This is a genomic window from Bacteroides ndongoniae, from assembly GCF_900108345.1.
GTDB lineage: Bacteria > Bacteroidota > Bacteroidia > Bacteroidales > Bacteroidaceae > Bacteroides > Bacteroides ndongoniae.
The window spans coordinates 1451028-1465355 of sequence record NZ_FNVV01000013.1; the positions used below are offsets into that span (position 1 = coordinate 1451028).

At 43.4% G+C, this 14328-nt stretch carries 8 protein-coding genes and 1 CRISPR repeat array; of the genes, 2 read left to right on the forward strand and 6 right to left on the reverse strand.

Annotated features, from left to right (window positions below):
* Positions 1-2: 2 nt before the first annotated feature.
* The 6 genes from BQ5591_RS10595 to BQ5591_RS10620 form a co-directional block, all read right to left on the reverse strand.
* Positions 3-1307 (reverse strand): site-specific integrase, encoded by a 1305-nt coding sequence (locus tag BQ5591_RS10595; protein WP_071149273.1) that lies wholly within the window; start codon positions 1305-1307, stop codon positions 3-5.
* Positions 1308-1328: 21 nt separating this feature from the next.
* Positions 1329-2552 (reverse strand): site-specific integrase, encoded by a 1224-nt coding sequence (locus BQ5591_RS10600; protein WP_071149274.1) that lies wholly within the window; start codon positions 2550-2552, stop codon positions 1329-1331.
* Between the two features lie 439 nt (positions 2553-2991).
* Positions 2992-3422: a CRISPR direct-repeat array (repeat unit 47 nt; unit sequence GTTGTGATTTGCTTTCAAATTAGTATCTTTGAACCATAAAGAACAGC).
* 106 nt (positions 3423-3528) lie between these two features.
* Positions 3529-3861, reverse strand: a complete 333-nt coding sequence (gene cas2 / locus BQ5591_RS10605) for a CRISPR-associated endonuclease Cas2 (protein WP_071149275.1) — start codon at positions 3859-3861, stop codon at positions 3529-3531.
* Complete coding sequence (cas1, locus tag BQ5591_RS10610) at positions 3861-4796, reverse strand: type II CRISPR-associated endonuclease Cas1 (protein WP_071149276.1); 936 nt, start codon at positions 4794-4796, stop codon at positions 3861-3863. Before cas1 ends, cas2 begins: the two co-directional genes overlap by 1 nt.
* 5 nt (positions 4797-4801) lie before the next feature.
* Positions 4802-9334: a type II CRISPR RNA-guided endonuclease Cas9 gene (gene cas9 / locus BQ5591_RS10615; protein ID WP_071149277.1), complete on the reverse strand. Its 4533-nt coding sequence runs from the start codon at positions 9332-9334 to the stop codon at positions 4802-4804.
* A gap of 893 nt (positions 9335-10227) precedes the next feature.
* Positions 10228-12405, reverse strand: a complete 2178-nt coding sequence (locus BQ5591_RS10620) for a dipeptidyl-peptidase Dpp5 (protein ID WP_083380927.1) — start codon at positions 12403-12405, stop codon at positions 10228-10230.
* A 243-nt stretch (positions 12406-12648) separates the two neighbouring features.
* Here BQ5591_RS10620 and BQ5591_RS10625 point away from each other — a divergent pair, with 243 nt between their 5' ends.
* Together BQ5591_RS10625 and BQ5591_RS10630 are read left to right on the forward strand one after the other, a co-directional pair.
* Entirely contained in the window at positions 12649-13233 is a 585-nt protein-coding gene (locus BQ5591_RS10625; RefSeq protein ID WP_022164071.1) for a hypothetical protein, read from the forward strand.
* Positions 13220-14236, forward strand: a complete 1017-nt coding sequence (locus BQ5591_RS10630) for a serine/threonine protein kinase (protein WP_071149279.1) — start codon at positions 13220-13222, stop codon at positions 14234-14236. The genes BQ5591_RS10625 and BQ5591_RS10630 overlap by 14 nt, the downstream gene beginning before the upstream one ends.
* Positions 14237-14328 lie beyond the last annotated feature (92 nt).

The following is a 14328-nucleotide window of genomic DNA, read 5'->3' on the forward strand; positions in this document are numbered from 1 at the left end:
TCTTATTTCTGAGAGTCAGAATTCCTTTTCCACTTTTTCCCGGCAGTGAAATCCTCCTCATAAAGGCCTGTTTTGTCCCAAAATCCGGTGGCTCTCAGCCTTTTCATGTCTTCATCCACTTTTGTGTCTGTCACCTGCGCATAGATCTGCGTGGTGGAAATGGATGTGTGTCCCATCATGCGGCTGACTGTTTCTATCGGTACGCCGAGCGAGAGGGTGATATGAGTGCCGAAATTATGCCTGGCCTGATGAAAGGTCAAGTCAAAGCCGTAAACCTCTCCCAGTTCCCTTGTCAATAAAATGAAATATCCACGGGAGTACACGTTGAATACTTTATCCCCCGTTCTTTGGCTGCGGTACTTTTCAATGATCCGGAGTGGAATATCCAACAGGCGGACAGACGAAAGCGTGTCTGTCTTCTGCCTGTGTAGATGTATCCACCATGTACCGTCATCTGCCCGGGCAATATCATTGATTGACAGTTTTTTCAAATCCGCATATGCCAGTCCGGTGAACGTCGAGAATATGAACATGTCCCTTACGAACTGCAACTGCGGTTTCTCCACCGGTGTGGTCATCAATGTCTTGAGATCCTCCAGTTTCATGTGGCGGCTTTTCCTCTTGGGCAGTTCGGGATGCAGCCGGCAATAAGGATCGCGGCGCAATGTGCCTTGGCTGACAGCCCGCATCGTGAGCTTCTTCAGGCGGTACAGGTGTTCGTGCACGCTCTTGGGCTTCAAGTTGTGGTCAGTGCGCAGGAACAGCTCGAAATCGTCATAGAACGCCCGGTCAAGGCTTCGCAATGTCACGTCCTCCACACCCTTCTTTTCACGGATGAATGCCGAAAGGTGTTTGTAGGAACGCAAGTAGGAATCGTATGTCTCCTGTATGCGGTCTATCCCGACACGCTTCTTGAATTCCTCGTTATGCTCCCTGAAGAGGGCCAACAGGGTAAGCGGTTTCTGTCCGATGCCCTTGACCGCATTCTTGACCAGTTCCGCCGTGATGAACCCCAGGCTGTTCTTTATCCGGTCGTAATGTCCGCAAATCTCATGCGTCAGGTCGTCTATGGCACGGTTCACGGTAAGTGCATTCTCGCTCCGTCCGTCCGCCCGTCCCTTTTCCGGATTCCAGATGGCGGGATTGACAGAAACTTTCGTCCCGATTTGTTCCCATTCCGCATCTATGCTGACCTTGCATAGCAGCTGGCACATCCCATCCTTGCGCACCTTGGTGCGGTTGATATAGAACAATACCGCAAAGGTGCTGCGGCGTTTGGTGTTCTGATTGCCTGTATTCTTTTCCATATCATTGCTTTTAAGGGTTCGTCAAATGATGACAGAAAAGCGTTCCAATATTTTCCGGTTCAAGGCTTTTGTATCGGAGTTTATCTTGTCATCAGTCACTTTCGCATAAATCTGCGTGGTTTCGATACGGCTGTGGCCGAGCATTCTACTGACAGTTTCAAGGGGAACTCCATGGGAGAGCGTAATTTCTGTAGCGTATGTATGCCGGGCCTGATGGAATACGAGCGGACGGTCGATGCGGCAAATCCGGGCAATCTCTTTCAGGTAAAGGTTCAGCATGGAATTGCAGTACACCGGCAGCAACTTGTCACCAGGAGCGGCATCACGATACTTTTGCAGGATATGCAGCGGCAACTCCAATAAGGGTATCTCAAATTCCACCTTGGTCTTCTTCCTGGCGCTCTTGATCCACCATGTGCCATCTTCAGCACATGAAAGGTTGTCCTTTGTCAGCCGGCGCATGTCCCCGTATGGAATGCCGGTGTAGCAGGAAAACAGGAACAGGTCACGTACATGGTAGAGGGTCTTTCTATGAAGCGGGGTCGTCATAATCCGCCGCAGTTCCTCTGCCGTAAGATACTTCTGCACGGCTTTCGGGTGTACCGGCTCATATCCGCCAAACGGATAAGTGGTGATGATGCCCTCCGCTATGGCTTCGCCCACGACAGTCTTCAATTGGACGGTCAGGTTGATGATGGTTCTGGGTGCGAGATTGCGCTCTGTCCGCAGGTACAAGTCGTATTTGTCGATGAAGGAACGGTCCAATGCGGCAAACGATATGTCAGACAGCCTGTATTGCCAATGCAGGAATCTTTCGATATGGTTGTAGGCATTACGGTACGCCCTCAGGCTGCCTTCCGTGCGGCTGACTCCTACGCGCTTTTCAAAATTACTGATGAATTGCCTGAAATAGCCCAGGAGCGTTTCCTGTCCGCAAGCCATTCCGAGCAATAGTTTTTTCACCTCATCGGCTGTCACCCCGTCGCGGACAGCCGACAAGTCCGCATAAATGCTCAATGCCATTGCACGGATTTCATCCAGACTGTTGTTGATTTCCTTTGCCGCCACACTCTTGCCGGACGCGCGTCCCGAAGCCCAACGGGACTGGGGGACTTTCATCTTCACACTGAATGCCGCTTCGGAATATTTTCCGATGTTCAACTTTGCCATCACGGGGCAATTCCCGTCAGCATCCGCCTCGCTCTTTTTCAGGTAGAACGAAACCTTTACATTCGTCTGATTCATACTCTTTTCCTTTCGTTGCAAAATTACCGGATAAAAGCCAAATGAAAGGCATGACGAATATGGCAGAATATGGAAACAAGTCCCATGCTCGAAAGAACCGGCCCGTATTTTTTCTGCTTTGCGAAAAAATGGCTATCTTCGCTAACGCAAAATATGCAGGAACAGCGTTCTTTACGGTGATATGACAGAGGAATCGGAAGCCCGTTTCGCACGGTTTTCCCAATCTGAAAAAGGCAACGGATAGGTAGCGATTTATTTTCTTAACCCCTCAAAAAATGGCAAATGTGCCCCAATGACGGATACGGAATACAACCGCACATCACCTTTCATTTCCAACAGTTTGCATTATTTCTCCAAAATCGATCCGTATGTGGGCGAGTTTTAGTATCTTTGAACCATAAAGAACAGCAACGGAAGCGGACGGAACAATCAAGAGTATGTTGTGATTTGCTTTCAAATTAGTATCTTTGAACCATAAAGAACAGCGAAGGATTTTCGAGTATCATTCTAAACCCTGTTGTGATTTGCTTTCAAATTAGTATCTTTGAACCATAAAGAACAGCATCTGGTGAAATCATGCTTCGCTCTTCTGAGTTGTGATTTGCTTTCAAATTAGTATCTTTGAACCATAAAGAACAGCATAAAGTCTGTTATACGCGAACGAATACGTGTTGTGATTTGCTTTCAAATTAGTATCTTTGAACCATAAAGAACAGCTTACAAGTACAGGGATGAATTAGTCCTATCGTTGTGATTTGCTTTCAAATTAGTATCTTTGAACCATAAAGAACAGCCAATACCCCACCCCTAATTTAGACACAATGTTGTGATTTGCTTTCAAATTAGTATCTTTGAACCATAAAGAACAGCTCAATGTATGCAACGACTAGTAAATCAGGGATTTATGAGTATAGCTAGAATTTGTAAAAATGCTGTTTCTTTGAAGTAAATCCTACAAATAGTAGGATTTACTTTTTTAGAATAGCTCTAATTGCTGTCCTGGAGCATTAGGCTCTACAGTCTTTTTCCCATAAAAAATCTTAATTTGGGAAAACTGTTTATCTGTAATACATAAGATACCCACCTGACCTAATTGAGGAAGAAAGGATTGGACTCTTTTAATATGTACATCGGCATTTTCGCTACTGGCACAATGTCGGACATAAATGGAGAACTGAAACATGGTGAACCCATCACGCTGAAGCATTTTTCTGAAATCGGACGCTGCTTTTCTCTCTTTCTTTGTATCCGTTGGTAAGTCAAAAAATACTAATACCCACATTACTCTATATTCGCTAAAGCGTTCCATTAATCTTCTTCGGGATATTGGATACGTCTTAATTCCCCTGCAAAGCATTTATATAAGGATGCAGTGGTTTGCCCAACAGCTACCATTAATGGACTACGTTTGCCACCAATATGAACATCTAAAGTTGGGATGGTAAGCAAGACTGTTTTAACAGCTTTGTCCATAATTACATTTTCTCCTTTTTCTTTAAATAAAGAATAAACGAGACGGTCAACATAAGGACGATAGGGTTCCATTATATCATCTGCTAGGCAATAAGCATTGTATCTGTTGTGGTGATGAATACCTAAAGTCGGGAGTAATCCGCTCGATACTAATCCACGAGCTACGACTGCACGCAAAATAGCATATCCATAATTCAATAGATTGTTGGGAGGAAGGCCGTCTCTATCGCGTGTAAAACCATCTACATCAGCAAACATTGTTTTCCAATAATAAGCGGCAGCTCGGGCTTCCAAATTATCAGGATCACCGCTCCGAACATTATTGGCCCACACAAACATACACTTTGCTTTCTCTCCTGTACATTGCGCTAATATTTGTGCCTGATTACGGATTTTGGTTTGAATGGTTTGCTGCCACATTTGTTTTTTTAATGGCAACGAAGCCTCTAGTTGTTTTCGAAAACGTTCATTTTGTGTGGTGTTGCCACAAAGAGGTAACATCAATCCTACTGGCATACTTTTACTATCGCAAGTGATGACAGCACAATTATTTTCCAGTAAGGTTTCCAAAGCACCCGAAGTAATAGTTATTTGTTTATGGTCGAGAACCACTACACCGATGTCCTCAATAGGTCGTGTAACATCCGTTTGTTGTTTGATAGCTTCCGGAAGTGAACCATTTCGTTCAACTTCCGGTAGCTTTATTACCAGCTGCCCATTGCGTAAGGATAAATAAGCTGGATTCCCAAAATATAGCGTTTTTTTTATCATGATAGTTATAGTCTATAAGTGATATGCCCCAAACGGTTAATATTTAATGGAATACAGATTTCTTTAATCATTTCTCCTGTTATAGCTCTTTCCATCTTATTAAGAGCAGAAAATTCATTTTTGTCCCATAACATACTAGATACTCCATATTGAATAAAAAAGCATTGGTTACCACTAGAACTTACCATTTTATAAATTCTATCAGGATGAGGATTGTCAGGTAATTGTCCATTCTTTAGCTCTTCTCTGGTTGGCACATACACCAAATCGTTGGGTGAAAGAACGAATAAAGGCAAATTTCCATTTTCGTCAGCAGGTGCAGAAGATTTGCCCTGTTTTTGCCGACTGATAACTACATTCAGTGGAATTGTGGCAAATGTGCGCTTCTTCACTACCTCACCATTGCTTTTTTCGACTTGTTCCTGTTCATAGATTGCAAAGAACAAATTTGTGCCTTTAGCAGCCTCTACAAACTTTGAGGATTTGTTGCCTCTTGCACCCACTGCAAACTTGTCACCTTTTTCATATTTTCGTACTTTATAAATTGGCTGATGTTGATGTCCATTGTTTAAATGCACTATATTTTTGTTCATACGCTCTATTCCTTCTGGTGAAAAAGCAACTTTAGGGTCATTACCTTCTTCTTTCAGATGCTTCAACAAAATAGTTTGTATTCCTGTATCTGTAATACTTTCTTTAATTGAATCTTGTTTGAAAGTGTCATCTAAAAGTTTTCGGGAAGCAAAATAATGTTCTTGGGTATCTTTTGTGAAAAAATACACAGGAATTTTTTTTAGATTTACATCCTGCCAACTGTCTTTATGTTCTTTAAAATAATTCTTTATTTGTTTTTCGTTAAATCCTTGTTGTATGAGTTCTATTAGTTTCTTTTTTAAATCTTTGTCAACAACTACTTTCGGGTTAGTAAGAACAACCTTTAAAGAAGTACTACCTGTTTTACGTAAATTTACTTCTCCAAAAACAGTTTCTTTATGTAGCGATTTCCGAATTGCCCAATTATCTCCCTTATCCTGTTTGGAAAGAATCGTTCTTCCATTTTCTTTCCGCTGATAGTAATTACTTGTTTTGTTAATGACACGCAAATTCTGTTTGAAGCTGACAATCACGTTTCTCAGCGTTTCATATACATCTTGGGTAAATGTTTTCCAAGGTTTATTAATAACCCACTGATACCCATTGCCATCTTGCACCTTGGTGCACAGCAGATGTTGTAAATCATAGCGGGATATCTTCCCGTGTTCTCCTGCCGATTGATTATTCAGATAGTTGACTATGTTCCTGCTCGCACATGCTATTACTATGGCATCCATCGCATGGTGTCTGTGATCAATACGCTTTTTGTTGAACCCTTTTTGTAAATCAAGGGGCATGGCAGGTATTGTATGCCCATTGCTATTGACCGACGTAAAATCGGAGGTTCCTGTTTGTTGATTCATACGTTCAAATCGCGGCAGAATGATTTTATTCCACACGTCGTTCACTCCCCAATCTTTCTTTAATCTGTCGGTCACTCCACCTGTACATACTACGACATTCTTTGACTGAGCTTCTTGTTCTTCTTCATTACGGACGATGTTCGACAACAATGATACAACTAACTTACTGATATATCGGCTGTCGTTCATTTGGCGTTCTGTAAATTGTTCTGGTATCTCGTCCATTAAAAGTTTCTTCATCTTGGCACTATTCTGTGAATAGTTTTCTTTTATAAATTGTTCATAGGCATCTACTGAAAAAATTTCGACTACACCGCCTAACGACAATTGAACTTTTTCACCATGATGTTTCTTAATGAATTCATAGCCTAGCTGTTTATCTTTAAGTTTGTTCACTTCAGACTCACAGATCACTTTATTACTGAACGAATCGTCAAAATAAAGGGCTTTAGGGATGACATGCTCAATCTGGTAGGCAGGAGTGAATAATTTGCTTAATGGAATGACTGCACCTGTATAGGGTGATCTGTATTTCTGCTCCAACCAAAGTCGATAGCGTTTGATATCAGAAGAAGTAGGCCTTTTTTTGCTGTCCGACTCATTGAATTTCTTCAGAATACTCAGCATTTCATCGTGCATTTTATCATCAGCGTTTGAAGCATTCCATGCGCCTTCTTCATAGATACGTAACAAATCCTGCTGAGAAGGAGAATAAGGACGGACGTTCTCTATGCCCAATTCGGGGTTCATGAACTCAACAAGTAAGGATTTGATACGCAGATTGGTATTCTCTTTTTCTAGCATTTTCTGAGCCATTTTCTTACGTTTCTCAGCTGGATTTTTCATTTCACGTCCTAACTCTACATGAATTTCATCAATTGTCCCTATTTGTTTCCAAATATCACGAACGGTACGCAAAGTTTCCAGAACGACCTGTTCCACAATCGGGTTACGCAAAGAATACTGTTTAAACGCTTTTAGATATTCATCAATATCTTGGGGGGATTTCCATTGACAGGCTTCTTTCACTTCCGAATGACGGTCATAAACAATATAACTTGCAAGCCACAGAGGAAGTCCCCTGAAAGAAGATAAATCTTCCAAATGGATAGCTTTTTCCCGGACTCGATTCTTGATATTTTCATCGTATTCTCCTGACAGAATTTTATTGATTCTTTCGAGTGTGTGCACATCTATGTTTTCTTCTTTCCAGTAATGTCCCATACGCATTAAAGGAAGTAATTTTTTAATAGCCTTAGCAGAATATGATCCATAAGACTTTTCGAATGCTGGTGTATTGACAAATATTTCGACAAAGTTCTTGTTTAAACCATTTTTGCCAGCAAAAGATGCAAGAGCTTGCTTTAGTTCCTGTTTGTTCGATACAGAATATAAAATATGCCACAAAGCTTTCTCGCGTTCGCGAGTCAGAAATGTAAGCGGAATACCAGCTTGTTCTAAACGAACCAACATTAGAGAACGTGTTTCGTTACAGCAATAAGGCTTGTCTTCAACATAATTCCATCTGTATTGGTTCGCTTTTTTCTTTAAGCCAAATGTCGGATATTTCAAAAATTGTTCTTGCTTGATTTCTTTCTTCCCATTCAGCCAGTCGAATAAGGCAACATAGTCTTCTTCGTCACGTAGAAACTCTTGCGTGACATCTACATCTGTCATCAAGCGTCCGTCAATTTCCTTTTCCTTTTGGTAAATACGAAGATTTGAAACAAATTGCCACAATCTGAATTCTTGAAATAAAGGATGAGACTTTGCAATACATTTTATTGGCGAAAATTTGCGTTCATTTGTTTCTCTATCTATATATTCATGTCCTTCAAAGGAACAATTATCTATTAATGACTTCTTACTTTTCAACGGACGTTGATAAAATAAAACATCATTTATTAAAAAGTAAGGCAAATCATGTGTTGCCATTAGATTTTTATGAGCCGGATTGTTGGGATATAGTTCTTCCAGACATCTTTCATAGAGTTGCTTATCATTTAGTTCGTCATGGAATTCCTTTTGTTTCGACAATATCCGATATAGTTCTTCCTTGTAATATTTTCGTTCAATGGTACGGACCAGCTTTCCGCGAATTTTCTGCGTCGGATTGTGAAGGAGGGTATCGAATATATATTCACCTACGCTTTTACCAGATGCCTCTAAATCATGCTGTGTTTTTTCTTTAATTAATTTCCATTCTGTTTCCCATTCGGTTTCAGAAGGGACTTTAAAACGACATGAAAGAGAGCCGTCCTCATCATATTTATCTTTTCCATCCTTGTCTATATCAACAGTTACAATAATATCTTTTATTTGTCCGATCCAATCAGGAATTTCTTTTTTGAAGATTTTCCCTTGAGTACCATTAGCCAGCACAACCTGTATGATTTTCAATCCTTTATACACTTCTTGAGTATCTATAATATCAACCACTTGCTGGCGATCGAAATATTGTCGAGTTTTGGTAGAAACTTGTTCTTCTTCTTCATCGCGTAATTGAAAATATCCTCTTTTCTGATTAAAGTTTAGTAAAATCCAAGCTAACTCTTCTTTTTTAATCTTTTTGCATAACGCTTTTTTTCTTAGATAATAAATAGTCCAATCATAGGGTACTTTATGAGATCCAATAATGACAGATGGATTGTATTTTCTAAATACATCTAGCATCTCTTGGAAAGAGTCTTGAAACAAAAAATGTGATTTACCAGCATCGTTTATATACCATGCCAATTTGGGCTCTTTATCAGGCAAAAATTTACCATAACGATCTAATTGTTGTGAATAGTGAGGAGGCAAGAATCCTAACACAGATAGTACCCGATGGAGTCTTTCGCGTCTTAGATGCTGTCTTTCGTACATACGTCTGACGCTTCTAGCCTGTGTTCTGTTTTTTGTCTGAGAAACTTTGTTACCTTTATTGAAATCTCCTAAAATAGTAGCATCCATTGGGATAATCCTACTACCTGCTGCTTCTATACCGCATAGCAATTCGTTACCCTCATTATCGAAAGACTTATTTATTATTGCCCAACCAATACTATTGGTACCTAAATCTAACCCTAATATTCTTTTCATGGTAATGGAAATCTTTATATCTGCCACAAATCTACAAAAATAAATGAGAAATCACTTGCTAAATGCTTTTTTCTTTGTATATTTGCCATACTAATTTGAAGCAACTCACAATAAGGATTATTCCGTTGTGAAAACATTAGGTTCCCTCGTCCTTTAACGGGGGATTTTTTATTTCTGCCTGTTTGGGTTGAAATAGTGATTGCATCTACGCGTTCTCTTCCGCACTTGTACGGCTCGCGAGAGACACCAGTGTGGAAGACGAGCCGCACTTATGTTTCTCGCGTGGGACACTTGTGTGGTTCGTTAGCCTTGCAAGTGAGTGAAAATATCCATATGATGTCGGTGAAAGGTGATTAGTTGTTGTCTGAAAGAGAACGTATAAGTTTCACCGCTCTTTGAACTTTGTTTCCTGAAATTACTTTTACCGCTTTATTGCTTTCATTGCATTGATAAACAGAAGAATATAGTGAAACATACCTTTCACAATTGTTGGGTATTCGCAAATAGTTGTGTTTTCCTGAATTAGAAAGGTGAAATTGTTTTTGAAACATAGCTTTCACCGGAAACTCCTTATAACGAGCCATTTGTAAGGAGGTGAAAGCGTGAAGGCATTTTCGGTGAAAAAGGATAAAATGTAGGGGGAAAGCACAAGCTGTATTGTGTGATAGGGAAAGCAATGCTGTTGTGAAAACAATATGATGCAGGATAAAAAGCTATGCAATATTGATAGCCATATACGAACGTAAAGTCCCTCTTTAGTTTTCTAAAGAGGGACTTTGTATGTTGAATAACCGTTATAGGTTTATGTCTGCTTTCATCAAGGGAAGAAAGCAGTTGGAATGTTAAAAGTTAGTTATGGATTTTGAACAGAATTCTATATTCATAATTCATTATCATTTCTTCAACCATCTATCCAGCCATTCGAAGAATACGCGCTGCCACAGCACACCGTTCTGTGGTTTCAGCACCCAGTGATTTTCGTCGGGATAGATAAGAAGTTCGGCTGGTACGCCACGCATCTTGGCGGCATCGAAGGCAGCCATGGCCTGATTGGCCAGAATGCGGCAGTCTTTTTCGCCATGGATGCAGAGGATAGGCGTGTCCCACTTGTCAACAAATTTATGAGGCGAATTGGCAAAGGTACGCTGAGCTGTGGCGTTGTCTTTTTCCCAGTATGCGCCGCCCATATCCCAGTTAGCAAACCATTTTTCTTCTGTCTCTAAGTATTGCATTTCCATGTTGAAGATGCCGTCGTGGGCAATGAAGGCTTTGAAGCGTTTGTCGTGGTGGCCGGCCAACCAATAGACGGAGAATCCTCCGAAGCTGGCTCCTACGCATCCTAAACGGTCCTTGTCGACAAACGGCTCTTTGGCCATTTCGTCGATAGCGGTAAAGTAGTCCTTCATGCACTGACCACCGTAATCGCCGCTGATGGCTTCGTTCCATTCGACGCCGAATCCCGGCAAGCCGCGACGGTTGGGGGCTACGATGATGTAATCGTTGGCTGCCATGATCTGGAAGTTCCAGCGGTAGCTCCAGAACTGGCTGACGGGGCTTTGCGGTCCGCCTTCGCAGAACAGCAGGGTGGGATATTTCTTGTTAGGATCGAACTTGGGCGGATAGATGACCCATGTCAGCATCTGTTTGCCGTCGGTGGTCTTCATCCAGCGTCCCTCTACGCGGCCCATGTCCAGTTGGTCGTAGATGTGCTGGTTTTCGTGGGTGAGTTGCTTGACGGGGTAGTCGGGACGGATGCTGTCCGTGCTGCTGAACCGCTCCGGGCCGCCCTCCATGAAGAAGCTTACTGGGAAAGGCTTGCTGTCCAGGTCGGTAATGGCATAGATTTCGTCGCCTTCGCTCATGGAGTGGCGGGTGGCGATGAGGTCCTTGCCGCACAGGGCGATGCTGCCGTAGTCGTACAGGCCGTTGGTCAGCTGGTAAATCCAGCCGTCCGGCTTCAGACTTACGTTATAGATAGGAGTCATACCGTGCCACACACCGGTGAAGAAGATGCTCTGCGAATCGCTGTTCCATAAGAAAGCATCCACGTTCGAGGGGAAGCCCTTGCTCAGGAAACGTTTCTCGCCCGTCTGGCGGTCCATCACGAAAAGGCGGTTCCAGTCGGCCTCGTAGCCGTCGCGCTCCATGCTTTGCCAGGCAATGTATTTGCCGTCGGGAGAGTATTGCGGATTGGTGTCGTATCCTTTGTTCTCTTCGGTGATGTTACGTGTCTGTTTACTGGCCAGGTCGTAGATGTAGATGTCTGAGTTGGTGGAAATGGCATATTCCAGTCCTGTCTTCTTACGGCAGGTATAGGCCACTTCCTTGCTGTCGGGGCTCCAGGCGAGCTGTTCGATACCGCCAAAAGGTTTCATCGGGCTTTCGTAAGGTTCGCCTTGCAGGATGTCTGTCACGTTGCTGATGGACGAACCGTCGAAGTCGGCTACGAAGGGATGTGGGGCAGTGGTTACCCATTCGTCCCAATGCTTGTACATGAGGTCGGTGACGATGATACCTGTTGTCTTATCCAGGTCGGGATATTTGTCTTTGGTGCTTTGCACTGTTTTCACCTGGGCAATGAAAAGCAGCTTTTTACCGTCGGGGCTGAAGGAGAAACCTTCTATATCGCCATCGTAGTTGGTCAGTTGTTGCTTTCCGCTTCCGTCGGGATTCATTTCCCATACCTGGCTGCTTCCGCTTTCGGTGCTGAGGTAGGCCAGTTTTTGACCGCCTTTTATCCAGGCGGGTTGGTTTTCGCGCATGGCACTATGGGTGATTTGTGTGTTGGCGCTGCCGTCGGCGTTCATGACAAACAGTTCGCTGTTACTCTTGTTTTGCGGTACGCTGTAGTAAGTGACGGCATAGGCTATCTGCTTACCGTCGGGCGAGGGTGCTACGCTTCCGATGCGTCCCATGGCCCACAGGGCTTCGGGTGTCATACGGCGGTTTTCGATACGGATGTCCGAACGCTGGATGAGGTCTTCTGCATCCGGTGTATCGCTGTTTTGGATACTTCCGCATGCTCCACACGTCATGGTTGCTGCCATAAGCAAAAGATTTAGATGTTTCATATTGTTATAGTATTGGTTTGATTTCGTCGGGCTTCGTGCCGACCGGCGGTATAACTGCCTTTGTCGCACGGTTTCGGTGTGTGCAAAGATAAGATTTTTTGGGAGACAAAACAGAGAAAGACAGCTCAATGACGCAGATTTAACAGATGCACATTCAACTTTTAATTGGCATTTTTTGTTGTGGAGGTGTTATAAATGAAGATTTTTCCGTAAGTTTGTCTCGTTAAATAATGCAAGACAAAAATGAATATATATAAACCGGAAATTGCAGAATTGTTATTACAGGTGGAGAAGACATATCAGAAGCCGTTGCAGACTTCGACCGATTTCGATGAGTTTTCTCTACATCTGAAGCAGCAGGTGGACGATTTGGTCTCGACATCTACCTTGAAACGTTTGTGGGGGTATGTGGGTGATTCTCATTTGCCTCGTATGCGTACATTGGATGTTTTGGCACGCTATGTGGGGCATTCCAATTTCAAGCAGTTTTGCGCATGGCTGAAGAATAGTCCGGTTTATAATTCATCGTTTTTCTCGGCTCATCAGATCGTGACCCGCGAGTTGTCACCCGGTTCGGAGTTGGAGATCGGATGGTCGCCTAATCGTTATCTGCGTCTGTACTACGAAGGAGGCGATTTGTTCGAAGTAAAGGAAGCCCGGCAGTCTAAATTGTTGGTGGGTGACCGTTTCGAAGCAGTCTCTTTCCTGATGGGACAACCGCTTTTCCTGCCTTACGTATTGCGCGACGGTGTGAAGCTTTCGCCTTTCATCGCAGGGCGTAACGGTGGATTGACATTATTAAATGGGCTGGCCAATGGCAGAGAATGAAGTTTCGTCCGGATTTATCGATGCTGACGTTCAGTCGGGCGAACAGAGCTTTTCGAATCTGACGGAGGTGTATGTGTCCGTGTCGGGTTATGCACGTCTGTTCCGTTGTCAGCGTTATAATCGCTTGCATATTTTGAAAGCGTTGAAGCCCGAATACATTGGCAGCGATTTCTATGAACAGGCGTTGCGGAAAGAATTCGATATCGGTTATCAACTGGAGCACCCTCATATCTGCAGAGCCTTAGGCTGGGAAACCTTACCGGAGCTGGGACATTGCATTGTGCTGGAGTACATTGACGGAATTACGCTGAAGGAAGTTATGCAGCGTGGTCTGCTGACACCGGAACTGGCGCGTAAGTTTATAACCGAACTTTGCAGTGCGCTTCATTATCTGCACGGGAAACAGATTGTACACCGAGACTTGAAACCGGAAAATATACTGGTGACTCATAATGGTCATAATGTAAAATTGATCGATTTCGGCTTGTCCGACTGTGACGATTACGATGCGTTAAAGCTTCCTGCCGGTACCCGCTATTACTTGGCTCCTGAAGCCCTGAAACCTGGACAGCCTCTTGACCTGCGTGCCGATATTTATTCGTTGGGCATAATCATTGGCGAGATGGCCGAAATCCTGGAGGACAAAAAACTGGCTGCTGTTTCGCGGAGATGTACGCGTCGTAAGCCGGCAGAACGTTATGCTTCGGCATTGGAGGTGTCCTGCAGTGTGCAGGAAAAGTCTGTCTTCTTGAGGCGTTACCGGATCTTGGCTGCCGGCATGGCGTTGTTGCTTGTTGTGGGGGGAGCTCTTTATATTTCCCGCAGGTCGGGTAAGGCTCCTGTGGCTTTGCCGGTCTATGGTAACTATTCTTTGCCCGCTTCCCATTGGGCTGAGTTGTCCGATACCGCTATGCAGAAATCTGTTTGGAACGATGAGTTTCCATTGTCGGTTCAGCAGAGCGTTGCTGCCAGCTACCGGACAAAGTTAGGTAATCTGTATTAGACGGGGACGGAGCTGTTTCCGGTGGCTTTGTTTTTCTTTGTCGGTTAAATCTTTGATTTAAAAATATTTTTGCTAATTTAGGCGGCCGAAGA

Coding starts and splice junctions, on each gene's coding strand:
- BQ5591_RS10595 (WP_071149273.1), bottom strand. CDS start 1,307: ATGGAAAAGAATACAGGCAATCAGAACACCAAACGCCGCAGCACCTTT.
- BQ5591_RS10600 (WP_071149274.1), bottom strand. CDS start 2,552: ATGAATCAGACGAATGTAAAGGTTTCGTTCTACCTGAAAAAGAGCGAG.
- cas2 (WP_071149275.1), bottom strand. CDS start 3,861: ATGGAACGCTTTAGCGAATATAGAGTAATGTGGGTATTAGTATTTTTT.
- cas1 (WP_071149276.1), bottom strand. CDS start 4,796: ATGATAAAAAAAACGCTATATTTTGGGAATCCAGCTTATTTATCCTTA.
- cas9 (WP_071149277.1), bottom strand. CDS start 9,334: ATGAAAAGAATATTAGGGTTAGATTTAGGTACCAATAGTATTGGTTGG.
- BQ5591_RS10620 (WP_083380927.1), bottom strand. CDS start 12,405: ATGAAACATCTAAATCTTTTGCTTATGGCAGCAACCATGACGTGTGGA.
- BQ5591_RS10625 (WP_022164071.1), top strand. CDS start 12,649: ATGAATATATATAAACCGGAAATTGCAGAATTGTTATTACAGGTGGAG.
- BQ5591_RS10630 (WP_071149279.1), top strand. CDS start 13,220: ATGGCAGAGAATGAAGTTTCGTCCGGATTTATCGATGCTGACGTTCAG.